Here is a 23,745-nt window from a genome sequence, read left to right as displayed (position 1 = left end):
CTCGGTCAGCAGGCGCCGAGGTCATCCCAGGCGTTGGTCACGCCGGGCTCATTCGCGTACGTCCACCAGCGGGCGCGCCACTTGTGGCCGTTGTGGCCGACCTCCTGACCGGTCTCGTAGAGCGTCGACGCGTTCCACGCGGCCGGGCAGGCCGGCGGCGGCACGCTGCAGGACTCCCAGGTCGCCGGGCTCGCCGAGGTGTTGATGTTCTGGTACTGGTACTGCGCGCGCGGCGGCGCCGGGTTGCCGTTGACAAAGTCCCACAGGTTGCCGGTCATGTTGAGCCACGAACCGGTGGGGCTCTTCAGCTGCTGGCCCAGCATGCGCACGGGCGCGTTGCACGGGATGATCGGCTCGGGATACGTGACCGGGCTGACGTCGCCGAAGTTCTCCACCTCGTGGGTGTACATCTCGACGGTCTGGTTGAGCCGGTATTCCTTGGCCAGGAACCGGTCGCCGACGCCGTCGTGCATGTCGACCCAGATGCAGTTGTACTGACCGGACAGGTCGGCCACCCCGCTGGCGTTGCACCACTGGTAGGTGAACGTCACGTGGTCGCCGGGGGACAGGTTCTCCATCGCGCCGCGGCAGTGGCCACCTTCGCCCCACGCTTCGTCACAGTCGGGGTTGTTGCCCGTGAGACCGTCCTGGTCGCCGTAGTAGTAGACCCACCAGCCCTCGCCGGGGGTGTGGTAGACGCCGCTCTCGAAGCCGAAGTACCACTGGCCGACCGCCATCCACGCCTGGCTGGCGTTGGTCATGGTGGGAATCTCCCAGGAGATCTTCCAGCCCCTGGTGGACTGCTCGTCCCCGGTGTAGTGGACCTGGTTGGCGTAGGTTCCGAACGTGACCGGCCCGGTCGGGTCCGGCGGGACGGCAAGGGCCGGCGTCGCGACCCCGAGGCCAGCGACGACAGCGGCGGCGGTGACGAGGGCGCGCCTCATCCCACGCCGCAACGACAGGTGTGACAAATGAATCCTCCCCAGGACACGGGCCCGGTCCATGCCGGACCCTCGCGATGAACGCGGTCACTCGGCAAGGCGACGTTTCCGGACACCCGCGATCTGCGGGAAAGAAGCATTGAAGGCGCGCCGGTGCGCCAGGGCCCCGTTTGTCCATCGCCCCCGTGCGACACCCCGAGCCTAAATCAATCACCGCATATGCGTGGATCAAAAAGCGAGGAGATCGGCAAATATTTCGATAAGTCTCTTTTTCAGCTCATTCGCAAGGGCCGCCGTCGCCCGCTCAGGAGTCGCTGGAGGGGGCGGCCTGGCGGGGAGCGTGACGCTGCTCGTACGCCTGGCGGGAGCCGCACACGGACGCGCGGGCGCAACTGGTCCGCGAGCCGTCCGAGTCGAGGCGCACGAGCACGGAGTCGCGCGGCACGTTGTGCCCGACCACGCGGCCCTCCCCCTCCGGGGTGCTGACCCGCTCGCCGTGGGCCGGCGCGGTCGCCTGGAACTGCTGGTACAGCGGATGTTCGTACTTGAGACAGCACATGAGCCGGCCGCACGCCCCGGAGATGCGCATCGGGTTGAGCGGCAGTTCCTGGTCCTTGGCCATCCGGATGGTCACCGGCTCGAAGTCCGTGAGGAACGTGGCGCAGCACAGGTCGCGCCCGCACGAGCCGATGCCGCCCTGTACGCGCGCCGAGTCGCGGGCCGACAGCTGCCGCAGTTCGACGCGGCACCGCAGGGTGGCGCCGAGGTCGCGGACGAGCGAACGGAAGTCGACGCGATGGGGCGCGGTGAAATAGATCGTCGTACGGGCGCCGCCGGTGCTGTCGGGCGCGGGCACGTGGTCGACGGCGACGACCTTCATGGGCAGCTCGTGGGCGCGGATGAGCCGCTTGGCGGCCGTCTTCGCGTCCGCCTTCGCCTTGCGTATCGCCTGGTCGCGGGCCAGGTCGTCCGGGCCGGCCGGGCCGATCAGCCGCGGGAAGCCGGCCGTGTCGTCGTCGACCCACTGGGCCGCCCACACGCACTCGGCGACCACCGGGCCGTCGTCCGTGGGTACGAGCACGAGGTCGCCCACCGCCGGGGAGAACTCTCCGGGATCAAGGTAGTAGAGACGGCCGTACCGGTTGAAACTGACCGCGCAGAGCTGACCCATGCCGCCACCCTACGCGCGGACCGCGCCGATCGTCAGTGGTGAACATCGACCGTCGCGTCGACGCGGCGCTGCGGGTCCGCGCCCGGCGCGAACGGCAGTTCGCCCAGGTCGGCGCCGCCGCGCAGCAGGCCGTGGCCGGCCTCGTGCGCGGCCGCGACCGCGTCGAGCACGTGCGCGCCGATGTCGGCGGCCGCGCGTAGCACGTCGGTCGTGACCGTCGCCGGACCGGTCGTGACCGTGATGGCCTGCGCCGAGGTCAGGACCTCGGCGAGGGCGGCGGCCACGGCCGCCCGCGACTCGTCCCACCAGGCGGCGACGTCGTCCGCGAAGGACGCCGTGGCGGCCAGCCGACCGGTCATGGCGTCGGTGTGGTCGCGCACGGCGGTCGCGCGGGCGGCGTACGTCTCCGCGCCCGAGCCCGTCCAGCGCACCTGCGTGGGCGCGGGTGCCGCCCGGAAGGCGGCCACCTCGCCGCGCAGCCGGCCGGCGACCGCGCGAAGCGGAGCGGCGTCGGCATCGACGAAGAACGCCACCGCGTCGGCCGGGGTCGTGCCCAGCCGGCGCAGGTGCGCCCAGATCCGGTGCCCCTGCGGGGCGCCGTGCGCCAGGAGCGCGGCGTCGACCCGGTCCAGCAGCGGCCGTGCCACCGGCCCGATCCGGCTCAGCGCGTCGAACCTCTCGCTCACAGGTCCACCTCCGGCGCACGCTTGCTCGCGTCGTCGTCCACAGTGGTGTAGCCCGAAGCCACCCGGCCGAGCGTGGCGGCGAGGTCGGTGACCCGCGCGCCGTGTGCCGCCGCCTCGCGGGCGCGCGCGTCCAGGGCGCCCTGCCAGTGCGCGTGCAGGGCCCGGCCCAGGTCGCCCAGCTGGCCGGGACCGTGGCCACCGAACGCGCCGGCGCCGGGGTCCGCCAGGGGCAGCCGCGACGCCGCGCCGGTCAGCGCGGCGCCGGCCGCGCGCAGCGCCCCAGCGGCGCCGGAGAGGGTCTCGCTCATCGGACCTCCGTCAGCTCGACAGGGGGCGGAACTCCCCGTACATGTCCTGGTGCAGCTTGGCTCGCGCCCAGCCGGCGGCGTCGTCCGCCGCCGCGAGCGCGGCCTTCACCGCGCGGGAGAGGTCGCGCGCCGTGTGCGACGCGAACGATTCGCTGACGACCACGTCGCGGACCTTGCCATCGCCGGCCACGACCAGCTCGACCAGCCCGTCCGGCGACCGCACGGTCACCTCGATGCCGCCCACGGCCTGCTCGAACTCGGCCTGGAGCTTCTCGACACGCTGGTAGCGCTCGATCGCCTCCTCGATCCACCGTTCGTCGATCTCGCGCGGCATCTGGCGAACCTCCCCGTGGGCGAAACTACGGCCCTCAACGGTATCGAGGAAAGTCCCTGTGGATAACCCCGGTCAGGTCACCGTGCGCACGGCGACCGGCGATCCCGTCGGACACGTCAACGGGTCGGCTCACCCCTGCCAGAGGGTGAGCATCATCGCCTCGACCGCGATGCGCGGCTTGACGTTCGCCTCGATCTCCGCGCGGCACGCGAGGACCGCCTCCAGGCGGCGCAGGGTGCTCTCCGGCGTCCAACGGCCGGCGGCGGCCGCCACGTCCGCCGACACGGCGGGCCGCACGGGCGCGCCGAACGATGTGGCGAGCACGTCGCGGTAGAACCCGGCCAGGTCGACCAGCGCCCTGTCAAGGGCGTCGCGCTGCGCCCGGGTGGCGCGCGACTTCTGCCGCCGTTCCAGGTCCTTGAGGATGCCGGCCGTGCCGCGCGCCGCTCCGGCGGCGCCCTTGCCCGTACCGCCGGCGCCGAGCGCGGTCTCCAGCTCCGCCCGCTCGCGCGTGTCGAGGTCGGCGACGAGGTCGGCGGCCTCCGCCTCGGCCGCCTCGATCAGCGACGCGGCGGCGTCGAAGCACGCCCCGATGCCGGTGAGTCGCCGCGGCACGGCGAGCAGGGCCTCGCGCCGGGCCCGCGCCTGCGGGTCGCGGGCGAGCCGCCGGGCGCGCCCCACGTGCCCCTGCGCCACGCCGGCCGCCCACGCCGCGTCCGCGGGCGGGATGCCGTCCCGCGACACCAGCACCGACGCGATGGCGTCCATGGACGGGGTACGCAGGGTGATGACGCGGCAGCGGGAGCGGATCGTGACGGAGATGTCGTCGGGGTGCGTGGACGGCGTACACAGCAGGAAGACCGTCCGGGGTGCGGGCTCCTCGACGGCCTTGAGCAGCGCGTTGCCGGCGGCCTCGGTGAGCCGGTCGGCGTCCTCGATGAGCACGATCTGCCAGCGCCCGCCGGTGGGCGAGCCGGCCGCCCGCAGCACGAGGTCGCGCATCTCGCCGACGCCGATGGACAGGCCCTCGGGCACCACATACCGCACGTCGGCGTGGGTGCCGCCGAGGGTGGTGTGGCATTGGGCGCACTCCCCGCAGCCGCCCTGGGGGCACTGCAACGCGGCGGCGAAGGCGCGCGCGGCCACCGAGCGGCCCGATCCCGGCGGCCCCGTGAAGATCCAGGCGTGGGTCATGGCGCCCGCGCGTACCGGCTCGCCCCGCACCACCGCGGCGGCCGCCTCGGCGGCGGCGGCCAGCGTCGCGACGGCCTCACCCTGACCGACCAGGTCGGCGAAGACGGGCGGGTGGGTCGAGGGTCCGCGACCCTCGGTACCGGTGGCGAGCGCGGCGGTCACGGCCGGGCCACCCCCGTGTCGAGGGACACGCCCGGCAGCGCCACGACGCGCCCGCTGCCGCCGTCGCGGGCGGGCGCGTCGCCCGCCTCGTCGTCGGGCGGGGCGTCGCCCTCCTGCGCCGCGCCGTCCGGCGTGGCCGCCGTGACCTGCCCGCCGTCGCCCGGGGCGGCCGGCTTCGCGGGTGCGGGCGGCAGCAGCTGACGGACCCGGGCGAGCACCTTCGCGGCGATGTCCTCCGGCGCCGTGGTCGCGTCGATCACCAGGTAACGCCCCGGATCGGTGGCGGCCCGGCGCAGGAAGCCGCTGCGTACGCGCTCGTGGAACGGCAGCGACTCGGCCTCCAACCGGTCGGCCGAGCCGCCCCGGTTGTCGACCCGGGCCAGCCCGACGACCGGCTCGACGTCCAGCAGCACGACGAGATCGGGTGTGAGGCCGCCGGTGGCCCAGTCGGACAGCCAGGCGATCTCGTCGACCGGCAGGGTACGGCCGGCGCCCTGGTAGGCCAGCGAGGAGTCGACGTACCGGTCGCTGATGACGACGTCGCCGCGCTTGAGCGCCGGGCGGACCAGGCTGGCCACGTGGTGGGCGCGGTCGGCGGCGTAGAGCAGCGCCTCGGCGCGCGGGCCCAGCACCACCCCGGTCGGACCGTCAGCGACGGCCGGGTCGAGCACGAGTTCGCGGATGCGCACGCCGACGTCGGTGGCGCCGGGTTCGCGGGTGACGAGCACCGCCCGGCCCTCCCCACGCAGGGCTTCGGCCAGCAGGGCCACCTGGGTGCTCTTGCCGGCGCCCTCGCCGCCCTCGAAGACGACGAACAGGCCCCGGCCGGCGACCGGCTCCGGGATGCCGAGCGGGCGCCCGCGCAGCGAGCCGACGAGGTCGCGCCAGACGGGTACGCCGGGCTTGTCGTCCATCTGCCGGAAGGCGGCCACGCCGGCGAGCACGCCGACGACCCCGGAGGCGAGCAGCAGGATGCGGGTGGTCGACAGATCGAAGCCGAACCCGAAGAAGTTGACCTTGCGTACGGAGCCGAGGCCGACCAGGACGCTGGAGAGCGAGATCGCGAGCATCAGCACGACGCGGGTGGCCATGTTGACGAAGGCGAACACCCGCCCGCGCACCTCGTCGGCAACCTCGCCGCCGAGCAGGGTGGTGCCGGCGAGGAACGCCATGCCGGCCGAGACGCCGACGAGCAGCACGAACGCGATCGCGACCGACAGGTGCCAGGCGAAGGTGAGCAGCCCGACCGAGATGCCCGCCAGCACGATCGACATGCCGAACCAGCGCCGCCGCGACAGCGCCCCGATCAGCCTGGGGCCCGCCACGATGCCGATCGCGAGGCCGATGAAGATCATCGCGAACAGGATGTAGAACGTGGACTCGCCGCCGCCGAGGGAGTTGGCGTAGAACTTCGCCGCGCCGACCACCATGCCGCCGCCGGCGAAGGCGGCGAGGATGCCGAGCACCAGGCCGCGCACGAGCGGGGTCCCGCCGACGTACTTCCAGCCGTCGACGAACTCGCGCACCACGCCGGGGGTCTTCTCGCCGCGCCGGCTGCCGTGGCCGCTGATCTCCCGGATGCCGAAGAACACCACGCCGGCCGTCGCCAGCCGGGTGAAGGCCAGGAAGTACAGCGAGAACGCGGTCGGGTCCAGGAACGACTGGCCAGTGGCCTCGTGGATGCCCGACAGCGCCTTGGTGAAGCCGGCCAGCATGAGCGCCCCGAGCACGGGCGTGACCCCGTAGGTGGTGGCGAGCGTGAGCTGGTTCGCGGTCTCGAGCTGGCCCCGGGTCAGCAGGTTGGGCACGGCCGCGTCCTTGGCGGGCAGCCACATCATGGTGACGGCCTCGACCAGGAACGTGGCGATGGCGGTCCACGCGATGACGACCGCGCCGTTGTCGGTGAACAGGGCGGCCATCGGGATCGACAGCAGGAACACGAACCGGATCAGGTCGCAGACCACCATCGTGTACCGGCGGTCGAAGCGGTCGGCGAGGACGCCGGCGATCGGCCCGAGCACGAGCGCGGGCAGCAGCCGGATGGCGATGACGCCACCGAAGGCGGCACCCTGGGCGGCCGGGTTGGTCACCTGCTGCGCGGCGAAGACAGAGGTGGCGAGCAGTCCCAGCCAGTCGCCCAGCGACGCGACCCCGAGCACGAGCCACAGCCGCCGGAACGGCCGCACGCGCAGGACCGCGCCGAACCCGGTGTCGTCGGCCTCGGCCGCGTTCGTAGTGATGGCGATACCTCCCCCGTCGGCCCTGGCGGATCGGTCCGTGAGCATGTGCCGGGGCGAGCGCCCCATCACCGATTCACTGTAGTCCCACTACTGGTCAGGCGTATTCCGCGCGTCCCTGAGGGATCCCCGACGCGTACCCTTGGGTGAGTTAGCGGTCACCACACGTAGGCGAATCTCTTTCGCATTAGGTCTCCGTCCCGCTAACGTGCTTAATGTGCCAGCAGGTCAATCGGGTCGCCCCGCCGACGACCGGAGCGCGCTCCGCGATCGCCTGGACGCCGCGACAAGCCATCTGGACCCGCCGGTCGGTGTGGTCGACATCGCGGCCTTCGATACGAACGCGGAGGCCCTCGTCGATCGGGCCGGTGGGAAGCCCATCCGCGTCGCCAGCAAGTCCGTGCGCAGCCGTCACCTGCTGCGCCGGGCCCTCGCGCGACCCGGCTGGCACGGCGTCATGGCGTACTCCCTGGCGGAGGCCATCTGGCTCGTCGAGGGCGGGGTGAGCGACGACATAGTCGTCGGATACCCGATCGCCGACCGGACCGCGCTCGGGAAGCTGGCGGCCAGCCCTGAGCTTTCGGCCGCGATCACCCTGATGGTCGACAGCACCGACCAGCTCGACCTCGTCGACGCGGTCGCCGCGCCCGGCCAGCGGGAACCCGTCCGGGTCTGCATCGAGCTGGACGCCTCCCTGCGGCTGCTCGGCGGGCGGCTGCACGTCGGCGTGCGTCGCTCGCCGCTGCACGAGCCCGGGCAGGCCGCCGCGCTGGCCGCCGCCATCACCGCCCGGCCGGGCTTCCGGCTGGTGGGCCTCATGGCGTACGAGGCGCAGATCGCCGGCATGGGCGACGCGCCGCCCGGCAAGCCGCTGCGGGGCGCGGCGCTGCGCCGCCTGCAGGCCCGGTCGTTGCACGAGCTGATCGGCCGGCGTACGGCCGCCGTTGCCGCCGTACGCGAGTACGCCGACCTGGAGTTCGTCAACGGCGGCGGCACCGGCAGCCTCGCCGGCACCGCGACGGACCCGTCGGTGACCGAGGTGACCGCCGGCTCGGGCCTCTACGGTCCGGCCCTCTTCGACAGCTACCACGCCTGGCGGCCGACCCCGGCCGCGTTCTTCGCGCTGTCGGTGGTCCGCCGGCCCACGCCCGGCATCGTGACCGTGCACGGCGGCGGGTGGATCGCCTCGGGCGAGGCCGGGGCCGACCGCCTGCCGCAGCCGTGGCTGCCGGCCGGCCTGCACCTGCTCGGCCGGGAGGGCGCCGGCGAGGTGCAGACGCCGCTCACCGGCCCGGGGGCCGCAGGGCTGCGGGTCGGCGACCGGGTATGGTTCCGCCACGCGAAGGCGGGCGAGGTGTGCGAACATCTCGACGCGCTGCGGTTGGTACGCGGCGACGCCATCGAGGACACGGCGCTCACCTACCGGGGCGAGCGCGCGCCCGCGTTCCTCTAGCCAGCCTGCTCGGAGTCGACGTGACGGTGCAGATAGTCGCGGATGAGGCTCTTGGCCTCGGCGAGCACCAGCTCGTCGCCGTCGGGGTCGCGCCGGAAGGCGTACTTGATGAGCCCGTCCGCGATCTCCACCGCGATGGCGAGGTTGAACCGCAGTCGGGGCTCGTCCCGCAGGCCGAAGTGCTCGACCAGCAGGCTGCCCAGCCGCTCGACGATCACGACGTTGTTGTCGCGTTCCTCGTCGAGCAGGTGGACGTCGACGACGTCGCCGAAGTGCAGCGTCCGGAAGCCGGGCACATGCCGGTGCATCGCGATGTACTCGTCGATAGCGGCGTCCACGGCGTCCCACCAGTTGTGCAACTGGCCGTCCGTGATCCGCTTCGAGAGCCGGTCCAGGTACGCGTCGAGGTTACGCAGGGTAAGCGCCTGCACGATCGCGCGTTTGTCCGGAAAGAACTGGTAGACCGAGCCGATCGCCACCCCGGCGCGTTCCGCGAGGAGGGTCGTCGTCAGGCCGTCGTAACCGACCTGATCGACGAGCTCGGCGCAGGCATCGAGCATCCGGTGCACCCGTGCGAGGCTGCGCCCCTGCACGGGCATCCGGCGCAGCGGACCCGCCGGCGCCGCGCTGGTCTGCATCACCACCGGCGTGACCTCCTCATCATCATCCGTCTCGGGCACACCATCGCCCCCGTCTGTCAGCGGCATCAATCATGCCCCATCTGAGGTCACAGCTTTCCGCAGGCAGGGCGAGTTGTAGTGACATTGTTGCGGAGAGTCACGAGATCTTTCGCGGCGACCCGCGACGTGCGAGAGGAAATCACATCTCATGAGCGCACCGACGGCCACTACGTGGCGTAACTGGGCCGGGAATGTCCGCGCCGACGCGGTCGCGGTCGGGTACCCCGCGAGCGCGGCCGAGGTCGCCGCGGCGGTGACCGGGGCGGTCGCCGCCGGGCGCGCCGTCAAGGCGGTCGGGTCGGGCCACTCGTTCACGTCGGCGGCCGCCACCGACGGCGTCCGGCTGGAACTCGGCCGGCTCAGCGGCGTCATCGCCGCCGACGCGGACGCCGGGACGGTGACCGTCCGTGCGGGCACCACCCTCCGGCAGCTGAACGCAGCCCTCGCCGCGCTCGGGCTCGCCCTGCCCAACCTCGGCGACATCGACGCGCAGACGATCGCGGGGGCGCTCGCCACGGGCACGCACGGCACCGGCGCGGCGTACGGCTGCCTGTCGACGTTCGTCGAGGCCCTGGAGCTGGTGACCGCGGACGGCGCGATCCTGCGCTGCTCGGCGACCGAGCACCCCGACGTGTTCGCCGCCGCCCGGGTCGGGGTGGGCGCGGTCGGCGTCGTCACCGAGGTCACCCTGCGCTGCGTGCCCGCGTTCATCCTGCGCGCCCGGGAACGGCCGACCGCGCTGGCCGACGTGCTGGCCGGGCTGGACGAGTGGGTCGGCGCCAACGACCACTTCGAGTTCTACTGGTTCCCGTACACCGAACGCACCCAGACCAAGGTCAACAACCGGGTGCCGACCTCGGACGCCCCGCTGCCCGGGTGGCGCCGATGGTTCGACGACGACCTGCTCGCCAACCGGGTCTTCGCGGGCATGTGCCGGCTCGGCCGGGCCCTGCCCGGCACCGTTCCGGCGATCAACGCGATGTCCGCTCGCGCCCTCAGCCCGCGCGAGTACACGGCCTCCTCGCACGAGGTGTTCGTGACCGCGCGCCGGGTCCGCTTCGTGGAGATGGAGTACGGGATACCGCGCGCCGCCCTGCCGGAGGCGTTCGCCGCGCTGCGCCGGGTGATCGACAGGTTGCCGTACAGGGTCGTCTTTCCGGTGGAGGTCCGGTTCACGGCCGCCGACGACATCTGGCTCTCCCACGGGTACGGGCGTGACAACGCGTACCTGGCGATCCACCAGTACGTCGGCATGCCCTACGAGGAGTACTTCCGGGAGTTCGAGCAGGTGTGCGCGCCGCTCGGCGGCCGGCCCCACTGGGGCAAGATGCACTTCCGCGACGCGGCCACGCTCCGCACGGCGTACCCGAGATTCGACGACTTCCTCGCGGTACGCGACCGGCTGGACCCGGGCCGGGTCTTCGCCAATTCCTACACCGGGCGGGTGTTCGGCACCTGACGCGATGTTTGCCGGACGACAACGACGGGCACGTCTCTAGCAGCGCGAAGTCGGCGCCGATAAGGGCGCCGACCACGACGAGGAGGTCGCGATGTCGCTCGGTGACAAGATTCAGAACGAGGCCGAGGAGCTCAAGGGCAAGGTCAAGGAGTGGATCGGCGACAAGACCGACAACCACAGCCTTGAGGCTGAGGGCGTGGCGGACCAGGCCAAGGCGAACGCCAAGCAGGCCGGCGAGCACGTCAAGGACGCCGCCCACGACGTCAAGGACTCGTTCACGTCGGCGGACTACGACGCGGCGCGCCGGTCGGAGTACCCGACGCGCTAACCATGCCGAAAGGGCGGCGACCCGGTGCGGGTCGCCGCCCTTCGCACGCACACACCGCCCGCGCACACCGCCCGCCGCCCGCCCCCTCCACGCCCGCTCCACCCGACGTTTGGGCGGTTCCGCGCCAAACCGTGCCCCTCCGTGACACGCCAAACCGTCCAAACGTCCGCGCAACGCGGCGGCGCAGCGGGCGGGGCGGGGCGGGATGAGGGGCGGTCAGTCCGGGGTGGGGGTGGCCTTCTTGGCGGTCGTCGCCTTGGGGGCGGACTTCTTGGCGGGGGCCTTCTTGGTGGCCTTCGTCGCCGTGCCGGTCGCCTTCGCGGTCGTCTTCTTGGCCGCCGCCTTCTTCGGCGCAGCTGCCTTCTTCGGGGCCGCTGCCTTCTTCGCCGCCTTCTTGGTCGACGGGTTGGCCCGCTTGTCGGCGAGCATCTCGCTCGCCTGCTCGACCGTCATCGCCTCGACGGTCTGCCCGCGTCGCAGGGACGCGTTCGTCTCGCCGTCGGTGACGTACGGGCCGAACCGGCCATCCTTGATGACCAGGGGCTTCTCGGTCAGCGGGTCGTTGCCCAGCTCCCGAAGCGGCGCGGCGGCCGCCCGGCGCTGGCGGGTCTTCGGGGCCGCGAGCAGCGCCAACGCCTGGTCGAGGGTGACCGTGAACATCTGCTCCTCGGTCTCCAGGGACCGGAAGTCGTCACCCCGCTTGATGTACGGGCCGTAGCGCCCGGCGGCGGCCACGATCTCCTGACCGGCCTCGTCGACGCCCACCACCCGGGGCAGGGTCAGCAGCCGCAGCGCGTCCTGGAGGGTCACCGTGTCCGGCGACTGGGTCTTGAGCAGCGACGAGTTGCGCTCCCCCGACGACACATAGGGCCCGTACCGGCCGGACTTCACCACGATCGGTTCGCCGGTGTCCGGGTGCTCGCCGAGCTTGCGCTCGCCGCCACCGCCGAGCAGCAGCTCCTCGACCTTCTCGGGGGTCAGCTCGTCGGGCGCGATGCCGTCCGGCAGCGAGACCCGGTCGCCGCCGTTCTCCGCGTTCGCGTCCTCGCCGGGCAGCGTCCGCTGGACATAGGGCCCGTAGCGGCCCACGCGCACGACCACGTCACGGCCGGCGTCGTCGCGGAACAGCGGGATGGAGTTCACCCCGCGCGCGTCGATGTCGCCGAGGTTCTCGGTCACCATCTTCTTCAGGCCGCCGCCCTGGGCGATCAGGCCCATCGTGGACCGGTCGTCGCCGAAGTAGAAGGCGCGCAGGAAGTCCACGGCCGCCGCGTCGCCACCGGCGATCTCGTCCAGCTCGTTCTCCATGGCGGCCGTGAAGTCGTAGTCGACCAGGCGCGGGAAGTACTGCTCCAGCAGGTTCGACACGGCGAATGCCAGGAACGACGGGATGAGGGCCTGCCCGCGCTTGAACACGTACCCACGGTCCTGGATCGTCCCCATGATCGAGGCGTACGTGGAGGGACGGCCGATGCCCAGCTCCTCCAGCGCCTTGACCAGGGACGCCTCCGTGTACCGGGCGGGCGGCTGGGTGGTGTGCCCGACCGGCTCCAGCGAGTCGGCCGTCAGCGGCTGGTCCTTGGCCAGGACGGGCAGCCGGCGCTCGGCGTCCTCGGCTTCGGCGGCCTCGTCGTCGGAGGACTCCACGTACGCCTTGAGGAAGCCCGGGTCCGTGATGGTCTTGCCGGTGGCGCCGAAGTCGCACTCCTCGCCGCCGGCCGTGACCGCGCGGACGCGGACGGACACCGAGAAGCCGACCGCGTCCGTCATCTGGGAGGCGATCGTGCGCCGCCAGATCAGCTCGTAGAGGCGCACCTCCTCAGTGGACAGCTCGTTCGCGACCTCGCCGGGCGTACGGAAGGTGTCGCCCGCCGGGCGGATCGCCTCGTGCGCCTCCTGCGCGTTCTTCACCTTGCCGGTGTACCGGCGCGGCTGCGGCGGCACGAACCGGTCGCCGAACAGCTCGGCGATCTGGCTGCGGGCCGCGGCGAGGGCGGTCTCCGACAGGTTCACCGAGTCGGTACGCATATAGGTGATGAAGCCGTTCTCGTACAGCCGCTGCGCGATGCGCATCGTCTGCGCCGAGGAGAAGCGCAGCTTGCGGGCCGCCTCCTGCTGCAGCGTCGAGGTGATGAACGGCGCGTAGGGCTTGCGCCGGTACGGCTTCTCCTCGACGCGGGTGACCTTGAACGGGCGCCCCTCGAGCCGGGCGGCGAGCCCTCGCGCGGCGCCCTCGTCGAGGTGCACGACGCCGGAGTTCGGCGCGATCTGCCCGGTGGTGGGCACGAAGTCGCGCCCGGACGCGACGCGGTCGCCGTCGAGCGCGATGAGGGTGGCGTTGAAGGTCCGCGGCCCGTCGCCCGCGTCGGTGACGGCGAGCGTGGCGAGGATGTCCCAGTATTCCGCCGAGCGGAACGCCATGCGCTGGCGCTCGCGCTCCACGACGATGCGGGTGGCCACGGACTGCACGCGGCCCGCCGACAGCTTCGGCATGACCTTCTTCCACAGCACCGGGGAGACCTCGTAGCCGTAGAGGCGGTCGAGGATGCGGCGGGCCTCCTGGGCGTCGACCAGGGACTGGTCGATGGCGCGCGGGTTGGCCACGGCCTGCTGGATCGCCGACTTGGTGATCTCGTGGAAGACCATGCGCTTGATTGGGATCTTGGGCTTGAGGGTCTCCAGGAGGTGCCAGGCGATGGCCTCCCCCTCGCGATCCTCATCCGTGGCGAGCAGCAGCTCGTCGGCCTCCTTGGTCAGCGCCTTGAGCTTCGCGACCTGCTTGGCGCGGTCGGGGCTAACCACGTAGAGCGCGTTGAAGTTGTTGTCGACGTCCACGCCGAGGCGCGCCCACGACTCGCCCTTGTAGCGGGCGGGCACGTCGGCGGCGTTGCGGGGCAGGTCACGCACGTGGCCGTAGCTGGCCTCCACGACGTATCCCGGCCCCAGGTAACCCGAGATCGTCTTCGCCTTGGCGGGCGACTCTACGATCACGAGGCGCGTGCCCCCCGACCTGGGCTGCGCGGTCTGCTGCGCTTTCGGCACCCGTACTCCCTCGGGTCTTGCTACGTCGGCCCCCACCCCCAACGTGGGCGCATTGACGTCCTGACGGTTGTCAAACGGTACACGTACGGTCAAGCGTGACCACCGTCACGCGCCGTTCCTGGGGGTCGAAGTGCCACATTACGGGCATTAGCGACATCTAACCTATCTACCCCAGCCGCTTGCCGTATTGAGGCTAGCTCGGCCAGAGCCCTTCCGGGGAGGGGCGCGGCGGATCGCCGATCATCTCGGCGAGCCGGGCCACCTTCCGGCGACCAGAGATACGGTACGCCGGGCCGCCCGGACGCCCTTTGATCAACACGGCTCCGAGCCCGACCGCGCTCAGCGCCCGGCCCACTACCGGCCAGGTCGCGTCGTCGTCGGCGCCCACCTCCAGGGCGTACACCCCCGGGTTCTCCAACCGCCCACTCGCGGTGACCCACAGACGCAGCGCGCGCCCGTCGAGGTGAAGCCGGCGCGGCGGGGACTTGCTGCCGTCGGCGGCCAGCCAGGTCCGCGCCAACGGAATCAAGATCTTGGTGTACGCGGTCCGCACCTCGAACCGCTCGACGGGGGGTTCGGTGTCCTGTGTTTGCGGGTCATCGGCCGTCGCCTCGGCGGCCTTGCGGCGCGGCCCGGGCGCCTGTTCCGGCTCGGGCGGCGTGCCGTCGTCAGCCGACTCGGCGACCGCGACCACGCTCAGCTCGCGGTGTTGCACCGGGGCGAGCGTGGACACCACCGTCGCGGCCAGATCGCGGCGGGCGCACTCGCGCACGAGGACGGCCGCGCGCCACGGGTCGTCCACCGTGATCACCACCCGGGCGGTGCCGCCCATCCGGATCACCCGGCCCCCACCGGCGAGCAGTCCGACCAGGTCCGCCGGCTCCGGCCGGCGGGCCTCCACACCAAAGAGAGAAAGCTGTCGGATCAACGACATTCTGGGATCTCGTCGAAGGCCTTCGAGAGTTCCGGTGAGGTGATCGCGCTCGTGTCGAGCCGGCTCGACGCGTACTCCTGGTTGAGGGTCGTGATGATGGCCACCACCCCGTCGTAGAAATCCTGGTCGTCCTTTGTCGACAGCTTCTGGATGTCGGCCTTCGCGTGCCCGTACGCGTCACGCACGGCGGCGAGCGACTCGACGAACTTCTGCGCGATCACCTCGCCCTGGTCCACGTCCGGCTCGCCCGCGTCCTCGACGGCCTTACGGGCCTTCTCGCTCGCGTCGCTCGCGCCGCCCAGGAGGGCGACCAGGTTCTTCTGCGTCGCCGCCGGCGTCTTGGCGCTCGCCATCTGCTGCTGCGCCTTCGCGTTGAGGTCGGCGATCTGCTTGCGCCACGGGGTGAGGGCGGCGCAGACGGAACTCGCCCACTCCTTGGGCTCGACCGCACAGCCCGCCAGGAGGAGCACCGCGAGGGCGAGCGGCATCAGACGCCGGGTCCGGACCATGCGGGGAGCTTATGACCTTCTCTGCGTGTTGGGGAGTTGCCCTCGCACAGTTGTCCACCCGGTCGGCGCGACGCTACCGTGTGCCTCGTTTGGGCTGCCCACACCAGCGAGGGACCAATGACCGCGAAACGCCAGCTTCTTCGCGTCACCGCCGTCGCCGTCGCGGTCATGACAGGCGTGGGCACCGCCGTCGTCACCGCCGCCCCCGCGTGGGCCATCAGCCCCCGCATCGACGTCACCATGCAGGTCTCGTCGCCCATCGTCGCGGGCGGCGAGGGCCGTGAGGTCCAGACCCGGATCCGCAACGAGACCCGCCGGCTGATGTACGTCGACGTGCGCCGCGCACTCTACATCCAACTGCGGGGCGTCCAGCCGCAGCACGTCCGTGTCTCGATCAACGGCGGCGGCGCGCGCGCCGCCGAGGCCCTCGGCAACGGAACGCTGCGGATCCCGATCGACCAGAACGGCAAGACGCTGCGGCCGCGCGGCGCGGACAACGGCCAGGACGAACTGTCGCTCGGCCTCACCCTGCGGTTCACCTCCGACGCCCCCGCCGGCCGGGCGACCGTGCGCCTCGGCGTCACCGCCGCCGGCTTCAACGACCCCGCGTTCTCCCGTGCCCACGCGCTCACCGTCCGGGCCGGCGCCGCCCCGTCGCCCAGCCGGTCCCCGTCGCCGAAACCCACCACCGAGGCGCCGCCCACCTCGGAGCTACCGGTCGAGACGGCCACCGACGTCCTGCCCGGCGGCGGCGAAGCCGGCCAGCCGACGGCGGCCGCCACCGCGAACAACTCCGGCAGCGGCGTGCCCTGGCCGATGTACCTGCTCGGCACCCTGCTCATCGTCGGCGGCGGCATCCTGATCTGGTGGCTGCTGCGCGGCGGCAAGCCGGAGGAGGACGCGCCGGCCCCGGCCCTGGCCGGCGGCGGGCACACGGCCGTCCTACCGGCGGCGACGCAGGTCATCCCGCAACCCCGGTCGGCGTACCCGCCGGCGACGTACGGCGCGCCGCCCCCACCGCCGCCACACCCCCTCGTGCAGCCCAGCCCGCTCGTGGGCGGCATGGGCCAGCCGAACCCGGCACCGCCGCCGCGCGGCTACGGGCCGCCGGCCGAACCCGGCGGTCCCGGCCTCGTGCCCGGCGCCCCGCACCGGCCCGTACCGCCGCCGCAGCAGCCGACCGCGCCGCTGCCCCGCATCGAGGACGGCCGCCACCGCGCTGATTGACCGCCCACATGGCGCTGATTGACCGCCAACACGGCTTGACCACCAACACGGCGAAGGGCCGCCGGCGCGTCGCGCCGGCGGCCCTTTCTTACCTGCGGGAACTGTCAGGCCTTGACGGGCTCCAAGTCGTCGTCGTCCTGGTCAGACGGCGCTTTTCCCTGGTCATCACCGTCCGCCATGGCGATCGGGCGGCGCTTGCTGACGACCACGGCCGCCGCGATGATCAGGACCGCGACGACGGCGATGCCCACCCGCAGCCCGGTGTTCGCGTCGTCGCCGACACTCCACATCACCACGGCCGGCGCGATGAGCAGCGAGACAAGGTTCATCACCTTGATCAGCGGGTTGATGGCCGGGCCGGCGGTGTCCTTGAACGGGTCGCCCACCGTGTCGCCGATGACGGTCGCGGCGTGCGACGGGGAACCCTTGCCGCCGTAGGAGCCGTCCTCGACGAGCTTCTTCGCGTTGTCCCAGGCGCCACCGGAGTTGGCCAGGAACACCGCCATGAGCGTACCCGCGCCGATCGCGCCGGCCAGGTAGCTGGCCAGGGCGCCGGCGCCGAGGCCGAAGCCGACCGCCACGGGGGCGAGCACGGCCAGCAGGCCGGGCGTGATCAGCTCGCGCTGGGCGTCGCGGGTGCAGATGTCGACGACCTTGCCGTACTCGGGCCGCTGGGTGCGGTCCATGATGCCCGGGAACTCGCGGAACTGGCGGCGGACCTCGAAGACGACCGCACCCGCCGACCGGGACACGGCGTTGATCGCCAGACCCGAGAAGAGGAACACGACGGCGGCGCCGAGGAGCAGACCCACGAGATTGCGCGGGTTGGCGACGTTGAGCAGGTCCGACACGTACGCGCCGATGTTCGTCTCGCCCGCGTCGGCGAGCGACGTGGTCAGGCTGGACGTGTACGAACCGAACAGCGCCGTGGCGGCGAGCACCGCCGTGGCGATGGCGATGCCCTTGGTGATCGCCTTGGTGGTGTTGCCGACGGCGTCGAGCTCGGTGAGCGTACGGGCGCCGCGCTCGTCGATGTCGCCGGACATCTCGGCGATGCCCTGCGCGTTGTCGCTGATCGGGCCGAAGGTGTCCATGGCGACGATGACGCCGACCGTGGTGAGCAGGCCGGTGCCGGCGAGCGCGACCGCGAACAGGGACAGCAGGACCGACCCGCCGCCGAGCAGGTACGCGCCGAACACGCCGGCGCCGATGACGAGCGCCGAGTACACGGCCGACTCGAGGCCGACGCTGATGCCGGCGAGCACGACGGTGGCCGGGCCGGTCAGCGACGACTTGCCGATGTCCTGGACCGGGCGCTTCTCAGTCTCGGTGAAGTAGCCGGTGAGCGCCTGGATGGCGGCGGCGAGCACGATACCGATGACGACCGCGATGATCGCGACCCACTGCGGGCCGACCGGCAGGTCGGTGGAGCCGAGGCGCTGCAGCCAGTCGGCGGGCCACTCCTTGGGCAGGTACAACAGCGCGGCAATGGCGACCAGGACGGCGGAGATCGCCGCTGACAGGTAGAACGCCCGGTTGATCGCCACGAGGCCGTTGCGGTCCGAGGGCCGCAGCCGGGTGATGAACACGCCGATGATGGCGGTCAGTACGCCGATGGTCGGCACGATCAGCGGGAAGACCAGACCGTCGGCCCCGAAGGTGGCCTTGCCGAGGATGAGCGCGGCGACGAGCGTCACCGCGTACGACTCGAAGAGGTCCGCGGCCATGCCGGCGCAGTCACCCACGTTGTCGCCGACGTTGTCGGCGATCGTCGCGGCGTTGCGCGGGTCGTCCTCGGGGATGTTCTGCTCGACCTTGCCGACCAGGTCGGCGCCGACGTCGGCGGCCTTGGTGAAGATGCCGCCGCCGACCCGCATGAACATGGCGAGCAGCGCCGCGCCGAAGCCGAAGCCCTCCAGGACGGTCGGCGCGTCGCCCTTGTAGACGAGCACGACGACGGCCGCGCCGAACAGGCCGAGGCCGACGGTGAGGAAGCCGACCACGCCGCCGGTGCGGAAGGCGATCTGCATGGCCTTCTCGCGGCCCCCGTCCTCACGGGCGGCCGCGGCGACGCGCAGGTTGGCGCGCGTGGCCAGCGCCATGCCGGCGCCGCCGATGAAGGCGGAGAAGCCCGCGCCCACGATGAAGAACAGCGACCGGCCGATCTTCACCGCGGTCTCGCTGCCGTCAAGATCGTGCACCGGGAGCAGGAACAGCAGCACGACGGCGATCACGACGAAGATCGCCAGGGTCTTGAACTGCCGGAACAGGTACGCTGACGCGCCCTCCTGCACAGCCCCCGCGATCTCCTGCATGTTTTTGGTGCCCGTACCGGTGCTGAGCACCGCCTTGACGAGTGCCCCGGCGAAGCCGAGGGCCACGAGCGCGATGACCGCCGCTATGACGACGTAGGTGAGGTTCGACCCCTCTAGGGTCAGCTCGGACATCCGTTGTCCTCCTGTACCGACACGTGCTCACTGCCCGCGGCTGGCGCGGGGCGCGTGCTGATCGGCCCGCCGACCAGCGCAGTGTGAATGACGGCCGTACTCTAGCGGCCCGGAGTAACTGTGGTCACACCCGCCGCCTTCCGTGTCGCGGTGATCTGTGTCGCTGTGCTACCGGCCGGCGCGGCTGACCGGCCAGGACATGTAGACCTCGGTGCCGGCGGACGCGGAGCTGTGAGCGATCTTCAGATCAGCGACGAGTCCCTTGAGCAGCACGAATGACATGTCGGCGGTGACTTCGTCGTCCGGGATGTCGTCGTCGGCGAGGTCGTCGACGACGACCCCGGCGCCCCGCGAGTAGCGGGCGCCGATGCCGGGCTCGGGCGGCCCGTGGTCGGTGACCCGGACCGTGAACCGGTCGCCGTCGGTCATGGACACCTCGATGGGGGTCCGGATCCGGTACGCGCGGTGGCGCGCGACGGCCCGCGCGCACGCCTCGGCGGTGGCGAGCCGGATCTCCTCGACCGTCTCGGCGGATATGCCGGCGCGGCGCGCGACCGCGGCGACCACCAGGCGCACGGTGCGCATGTACGCCGGGTCGGGCGAGAAGGTGAGATGAATGTGTGCCATGCGCTCAGCGCCCGCCGTACGTCACCGGCTCTGGCCGGCGCCCGTGGCGGCGTCGACCGTCTCGTAGATGTCGAACACCGAGTCGAGGCCCGTGATCCGGAAGATCTTCAGCAGCCGCTCGTGGGAATAGACGAGCCGCAGCGTCCCGTCGACGCCGCGCAGCCGGCGCAGCACGCCGGCGAGGACGCCGAGGCCGGACGAGTCGATGAAGTCGACCCGGCTCAGGTCCACGACGATGTTGGTGACGCCGGCGCCGATCAGGCGGTACAGCTCCTCGCGCAACTGCGGGGCCGTGTAGACGTCGATCTCCCCGCCGATCTCGAGCACCGTGTACCCGGCCTCGGCCCGCGCCGTCATCGACAGCTCCATGAGCTCTCCTCCGCTCGGGCGGTCCCGCTCCACCATGGCAGTGACGGCAATGCCATCGGGAGGCATCTTGCCACCTGAGCCGGTGCCGCGCGACGCGCGCCACGACGAGGGTGCGAGAGTGCAGGAGTGACCGTTGTCGTGCCCGATCCCGGCGAGCTGCTGCACCGCATGGTCAGCGGCCGGGCGGCCACGACCGCGGGTTGCGTGACGCACGTGGAGCGGCTGCCGGCCCGGGCGGGGGTGGGTGTGCCCTGGCCGCAGTGGGTGCCGCAGGGTCTACGGGAGCGGCTGGCAGACCGTGGCGTCGTGGCTCCGTGGCGTCACCAGGCGGAGGCCGCGGAGATCGCCTGGCGGGGCGGGCATGTCGTCGTGGCGACCGGGACGGCGTCCGGCAAGTCCCTGGCGTACCAGATGCCCGTTCTTGCGCGACTTGCGACGGAGACGAAGGCCACCGCGATCTACCTGTCGCCGACGAAGGCGCTCGCCGCGGATCAGTTGCGCTCCGTCGTGGCTCTGGCCGATGAGACCGTACGCCCGTCCGGGTACGACGGGGACACGCCGACCGCCGAGCGCGACTGGATCCGCCAGTACGCCCGGCTGGTGCTGACCAACCCGGACATGCTGCACCGGGGCATCCTGCCCCGGCACGACGCGTGGGCGACGTTCCTGCGCCGGCTGCGGTACGTCGTGATCGACGAGTGCCACGCCTACCGGGGAGTGTTCGGCTCCCATGTGGCGCACGTGCTGCGGCGGCTGCGCCGCATCTGCGCCCGGTACGGCTCGGAGCCCACGTTCATCCTGGCCTCGGCGACGGCCGGTGACCCGGCGACGACGGCGGGGCGGCTGACCGGCCTGCCGGTCGCGGCCGTCACCGAGGACGGGTCGCCGCGCGCCGGGGTGACGTTCGCGTTGTGGGAGCCGCCGCCGCTGCCCGGCCTGGACGCCGACGGCGTGGTGGACGCCGCCCCGGTGCGCCGCTCGGCGCTCATGGAGACGGCCGACCTGCTCGCCGACGCGGTGTCGCACGGGGTGCGCACGCTGGCGTTCGTACGCTCCCGGCGGGGCGCGGAGGTGGTCGCGTCGGTGGCCCGGCGGGGCCTGGGCCACGCGGTGCCGGAGCTGGCGGAGCGGGTCGCCGCGTACCGGGGTGGTTACCTGCGCGACGAGCGCCGCGCCCTGGAGCGGGCGCTGGTCTCGGGCGAGCTGCTGGGGCTGGCGGCCACGAACGCCCTGGAACTGGGCATCGACGTGGCGGGCCTGGACGCCGTGCTGCTGGCCGGGTATCCGGGCACGCTCGCGTCGCTGTGGCAGCAGGCGGGGCGGGCGGGCCGCGCGGGGCGGGAGGCGCTGTGTGTCTTCGTGGCCCGCGACGACCCGCTCGACACGTACCTGGTGCACCACCCGCAGGCCCTGTTCGGCCGCCCGGTGGAGGCGACCGTGCTCGACCCGGGCAACCCGTACGTGCTGGGCCCGCACCTGTGCTGCGCGGCCGCCGAGCTGCCTCTGACCCCTGACGACCTGCTGCTCTTCGGCGACCAGACCGAAGGGGTCCTCGACGCGCTGGTGGCGGCCGGGGCGCTGCGCCGCCGCCCGACGGGCTGGTACTGGACCGGCACGGGCCGCCCGGACGTGGACCTGCGCGGCAGCGGCGGCCTGGAGGTCTCCATCGTCGAGGCGGCCACCGGCCGCCTGCTGGGTACGGTCGACCCGGCCGCCGCCCACGTGCAGGTGCACCCGGGGGCCGTCCACCTGCACCAGGGCACCTCGTACGTGGTGGACCAGCTCGACCTCGACGACGCCGTGGCGCTCGTGCACGCGGAGGAGCCCGACTGGACCACCCACCCGCGCGACGTCACGAACCTGGGCGTCGTGTCGGTGACCTCCTATGTGGATGCCGGCCCGGTGGGCCTGTTCCTCGGCGAGGTCGAGGTGACCAACCAGGTCGTCGGGTACCAGCGCCGCCGCCTGACCACCCGGGAGGTCATCGACACCCGGCCGCTGGACCTGCCGGCCCGCGAGCTGCGTACGGTCGCCGTCTGGTGGACCATCGCGCCCTCCGCGCTGCCGGACGACGTGGAGTGCGACGTGCCCGGCGCCCTGCACGCGGCCGAGCACGCGGCGATCGGCCTGCTGCCGCTCGTGGCGACGTGCGACCGCTGGGACATCGGCGGCCTGTCGACGGCGGCGCACCCGGACACGGGCGTACCGACGGTGTTCGTCTACGACGGCCATCAGGGCGGCGCGGGGTTCGCGGAGCGCGCGTACCTGGCGGCGTCCGACTGGCTGACCGCGACCCGGACGGCGATCGCGGAGTGCCTCTGCGAGAAGGGCTGCCCGTCGTGCGTGCACTCGCCGAAGTGCGGCAACGGCAACGACCCCCTCGACAAGGCCGGCGCGGTCGCCGTCCTCGACGTGGTTCTCGGTGCCCTGCGCGACGCCCGCCGCTGACGCGGGCGAGGCGCCGCTGACGTAAGCGCGACGGCCACCGCTGACACAGGCGCGACGCCCGCCGCTGACACGGGCGCGACGGGTCCCGCTCGCGCGGAGGCGCGGGCCGCGCCGCCCGCCGCACCCGGCACCCGCAGGCGGATTTCGGCGGTGACGGTCACGTCGAGGCCGTCCACGGCGCACGCCGCGAGCGAGGCGCCGTTGGCGGCCACGATGGCGGCGGCTCGGACGCACGCGGCGGCCTGACCGGCGGGCGCGTGGGCGGCCCCGGCGAGCGCCCCGAGGTCGGCGGCCGCCTGAGCGCGGTGCCGGGCCACCACTGCCGCGCCGACCAGCGCGAACGCCCCGCCGAGCAGCACGACGACGAGTCCGAACGCGAGCACCAGCACGGACGCCGCCCCACGGTCGGCACCGTCCCGGCCGGTCCTTGCCGGCCAGACTCGGCTTCGCTCTCCGGAACGCGCCCGGCGGCCCGCTGCCGGCCGCGTTTGGTGGGTGGCCGTCATGGCGGGCCGTCCCCGACGCCCGGCTCGACGGCGGCCGTGGCCTCGCCGGTCACCGTGAACTGCCCGAGACCGCCGAACGGTCGCACCACGGCGCGGACCCGCGCCCGCACGAGGTCACCGTCCACGCTGACGACGACGCTGGCGCCGTCCGGGGCGAGCCGCCGGCCGGCCGCCTCGCCAGCGTCGCCCCGCGCGGCGGCCAACGCCGCGTCCCGGGCCGCGTCGACGCACCGCACCCTGGTGAGCACGGCGTTGACCGCGCCGACGGCCACCAACGTCAACGACACGAGTACGGGCAGCGCGACGGCGATCTCCACCGTCGCCGCGCCCCGGTCCGTCGCCTCCCGGCGCCCGCCCAGCCACGCCCACGGCGACCAGGGCCGCGCCGGCCCGGGCGGCCGCCTTGGCCACGGCCCGGTACCGGCCGGCGAGCGGCGGTGAGGCGGCGCGGTGGGCCGGACGACCCACCGCGCCTTGCGCTCGACCATCAGTTCAGGGCCCGCGTGATGATGCCGTTCAGCGCTTTCTGCACCGAGTCGGACGTCACCACCTTGAGCAGCAGCCCCGCGAAGGCCACCGCCGCGAGCGTGCCGACGGCGTACTCGGCCGTTGACATGCCCCGGTCGCCGCCGAGGTGGGCCAGAAGCCTCGTACGGAGGCGGTTCGCGCGTACGCGCATGGAA

General features: G+C 72.7%; 21 protein-coding genes and 1 pseudogene. 5 read left to right on the top strand and 17 right to left on the bottom strand.

What is annotated here, in order from left to right:
• Window positions 1-5 precede the first annotated feature (5 nt).
• The 7 genes from ABD191_RS18020 to tmk form a co-directional block, all read right to left on the bottom strand.
• Complete coding sequence (locus ABD191_RS18020) at window positions 6-944, bottom strand: carbohydrate-binding protein (RefSeq protein ID WP_344083095.1); 939 nt, start codon at window positions 942-944, stop codon at window positions 6-8.
• A gap of 301 nt (window positions 945-1,245) precedes the next feature.
• Complete coding sequence (locus ABD191_RS18015; RefSeq protein ID WP_344083093.1) at window positions 1,246-2,112, bottom strand: PSP1 domain-containing protein; 867 nt, start codon at window positions 2,110-2,112, stop codon at window positions 1,246-1,248.
• 32 nt (window positions 2,113-2,144) lie between these two features.
• Window positions 2,145-2,798, bottom strand: a complete 654-nt coding sequence (locus ABD191_RS18010) for a hypothetical protein (RefSeq protein ID WP_344083091.1) — start codon at window positions 2,796-2,798, stop codon at window positions 2,145-2,147.
• Window positions 2,795-3,106, bottom strand: a complete 312-nt coding sequence (locus ABD191_RS18005) for a hypothetical protein (protein ID WP_344083089.1) — start codon at window positions 3,104-3,106, stop codon at window positions 2,795-2,797. Before ABD191_RS18005 ends, ABD191_RS18010 begins: the two co-directional genes overlap by 4 nt.
• Window positions 3,107-3,116: 10 nt before the next feature.
• Entirely contained in the window at window positions 3,117-3,440 is a 324-nt protein-coding gene (locus tag ABD191_RS18000) for a YbaB/EbfC family nucleoid-associated protein (RefSeq protein ID WP_344083087.1), read from the bottom strand.
• 129 nt (window positions 3,441-3,569) lie between these two features.
• Window positions 3,570-4,796, bottom strand: a complete 1,227-nt coding sequence (locus ABD191_RS17995; protein ID WP_344083085.1) for a DNA polymerase III subunit delta' — start codon at window positions 4,794-4,796, stop codon at window positions 3,570-3,572.
• Window positions 4,793-7,102 carry a dTMP kinase gene (gene tmk / locus ABD191_RS17990; RefSeq protein ID WP_344083205.1) on the bottom strand — a complete coding sequence of 770 codons (2,310 nt, stop codon included), beginning with the start codon at window positions 7,100-7,102 and terminating at the stop codon, window positions 4,793-4,795. Before tmk ends, ABD191_RS17995 begins: the two co-directional genes overlap by 4 nt.
• 148 nt (window positions 7,103-7,250) lie before the next feature.
• On the opposite strand from tmk, the gene ABD191_RS17985 reads away from it, so the two are divergent.
• Window positions 7,251-8,486: an amino acid deaminase/aldolase gene (locus ABD191_RS17985; protein WP_344083084.1), complete on the top strand. Its 1,236-nt coding sequence runs from the start codon at window positions 7,251-7,253 to the stop codon at window positions 8,484-8,486.
• Here the strand turns inward: ABD191_RS17985 and ABD191_RS17980 are convergent.
• On the bottom strand, window positions 8,483-9,124 hold the full coding sequence (locus tag ABD191_RS17980; protein WP_344083203.1) for a TetR/AcrR family transcriptional regulator: 642 nt from the start codon (window positions 9,122-9,124) through the stop codon (window positions 8,483-8,485). The two genes, ABD191_RS17985 and ABD191_RS17980, sit on opposite strands and share 4 nt — an antisense overlap.
• Before the next feature lie 190 nt (window positions 9,125-9,314).
• On the opposite strand from ABD191_RS17980, the gene ABD191_RS17975 reads away from it, so the two are divergent.
• The gene (locus tag ABD191_RS17975) at window positions 9,315-10,625 is read left to right on the top strand and encodes a D-arabinono-1,4-lactone oxidase (RefSeq protein ID WP_344083082.1); all 1,311 of its coding nucleotides are present in this window, start codon (window positions 9,315-9,317) and stop codon (window positions 10,623-10,625) included.
• A 91-nt stretch (window positions 10,626-10,716) separates the two neighbouring features.
• Window positions 10,717-10,953 carry a CsbD family protein gene (locus tag ABD191_RS17970; RefSeq protein WP_344083080.1) on the top strand — a complete coding sequence of 79 codons (237 nt, stop codon included), beginning with the start codon at window positions 10,717-10,719 and terminating at the stop codon, window positions 10,951-10,953.
• Window positions 10,954-11,169: 216 nt separating this feature from the next.
• Here ABD191_RS17970 and topA read toward each other — a convergent pair whose 3' ends face one another.
• The 3 genes from topA to ABD191_RS17955 all read right to left on the bottom strand — a co-directional run bounded on the left by topA (window position 11,170) and on the right by ABD191_RS17955 (window position 15,438).
• On the bottom strand, window positions 11,170-13,995 hold the full coding sequence (gene topA, locus ABD191_RS17965) for a type I DNA topoisomerase (RefSeq protein ID WP_344083078.1): 2,826 nt from the start codon (window positions 13,993-13,995) through the stop codon (window positions 11,170-11,172).
• Between the two features lie 193 nt (window positions 13,996-14,188).
• Window positions 14,189-14,929, bottom strand: coding sequence for a hypothetical protein (locus ABD191_RS17960; protein WP_344083076.1), 741 nt, complete (start codon window positions 14,927-14,929; stop codon window positions 14,189-14,191).
• Window positions 14,920-15,438 carry a hypothetical protein gene (locus ABD191_RS17955; RefSeq protein WP_344083074.1) on the bottom strand — a complete coding sequence of 173 codons (519 nt, stop codon included), beginning with the start codon at window positions 15,436-15,438 and terminating at the stop codon, window positions 14,920-14,922. Before ABD191_RS17955 ends, ABD191_RS17960 begins: the two co-directional genes overlap by 10 nt.
• 117 nt (window positions 15,439-15,555) lie before the next feature.
• Here ABD191_RS17955 and ABD191_RS17950 point away from each other — a divergent pair, with 117 nt between their 5' ends.
• Window positions 15,556-16,665, top strand: coding sequence for a hypothetical protein (locus tag ABD191_RS17950; protein ID WP_344083072.1), 1,110 nt, complete (start codon window positions 15,556-15,558; stop codon window positions 16,663-16,665).
• A 104-nt stretch (window positions 16,666-16,769) separates the two neighbouring features.
• Here ABD191_RS17950 and ABD191_RS17945 read toward each other — a convergent pair whose 3' ends face one another.
• The 3 genes from ABD191_RS17945 to ABD191_RS17935 form a co-directional block, all read right to left on the bottom strand.
• Window positions 16,770-19,112, bottom strand: coding sequence for a sodium-translocating pyrophosphatase (locus ABD191_RS17945; RefSeq protein WP_344083070.1), 2,343 nt, complete (start codon window positions 19,110-19,112; stop codon window positions 16,770-16,772).
• Window positions 19,113-19,280: 168 nt separating this feature from the next.
• On the bottom strand, window positions 19,281-19,739 hold the full coding sequence (locus tag ABD191_RS17940; protein WP_344083068.1) for an ATP-binding protein: 459 nt from the start codon (window positions 19,737-19,739) through the stop codon (window positions 19,281-19,283).
• Between the two features lie 21 nt (window positions 19,740-19,760).
• Complete coding sequence (locus ABD191_RS17935; protein WP_344083066.1) at window positions 19,761-20,108, bottom strand: STAS domain-containing protein; 348 nt, start codon at window positions 20,106-20,108, stop codon at window positions 19,761-19,763.
• A gap of 168 nt (window positions 20,109-20,276) precedes the next feature.
• On the opposite strand from ABD191_RS17935, the gene ABD191_RS17930 reads away from it, so the two are divergent.
• On the top strand, window positions 20,277-22,556 hold the full coding sequence (locus ABD191_RS17930; protein ID WP_344083201.1) for a DEAD/DEAH box helicase: 2,280 nt from the start codon (window positions 20,277-20,279) through the stop codon (window positions 22,554-22,556).
• 140 nt (window positions 22,557-22,696) lie between these two features.
• Here the strand turns inward: ABD191_RS17930 and ABD191_RS29285 are convergent.
• The 3 genes and pseudogenes from ABD191_RS29285 to ABD191_RS17920 all read right to left on the bottom strand — a co-directional run.
• Window positions 22,697-23,062 (bottom strand): annotated as a pseudogene (locus ABD191_RS29285) (Rv3654c family TadE-like protein); the annotation flags it as partial.
• Window positions 23,059-23,550: a TadE family type IV pilus minor pilin gene (locus tag ABD191_RS17925; RefSeq protein WP_344083064.1), complete on the bottom strand. Its 492-nt coding sequence runs from the start codon at window positions 23,548-23,550 to the stop codon at window positions 23,059-23,061. The gene ABD191_RS17925 and the pseudogene ABD191_RS29285, both read right to left, overlap by 4 nt.
• Window positions 23,550-23,741: a DUF4244 domain-containing protein gene (locus ABD191_RS17920; RefSeq protein WP_344083062.1), complete on the bottom strand. Its 192-nt coding sequence runs from the start codon at window positions 23,739-23,741 to the stop codon at window positions 23,550-23,552. Before ABD191_RS17920 ends, ABD191_RS17925 begins: the two co-directional genes overlap by 1 nt.
• Window positions 23,742-23,745: the final 4 nt, after the last annotated feature.

This window comes from Luedemannella helvata, assembly GCF_039528415.1.
GTDB lineage: Bacteria > Actinomycetota > Actinomycetes > Mycobacteriales > Micromonosporaceae > Luedemannella > Luedemannella helvata.
The sequence above is the reverse complement of the archived record's forward strand: the minus strand, read 5'-3'. Positions and strand labels throughout refer to the sequence as shown.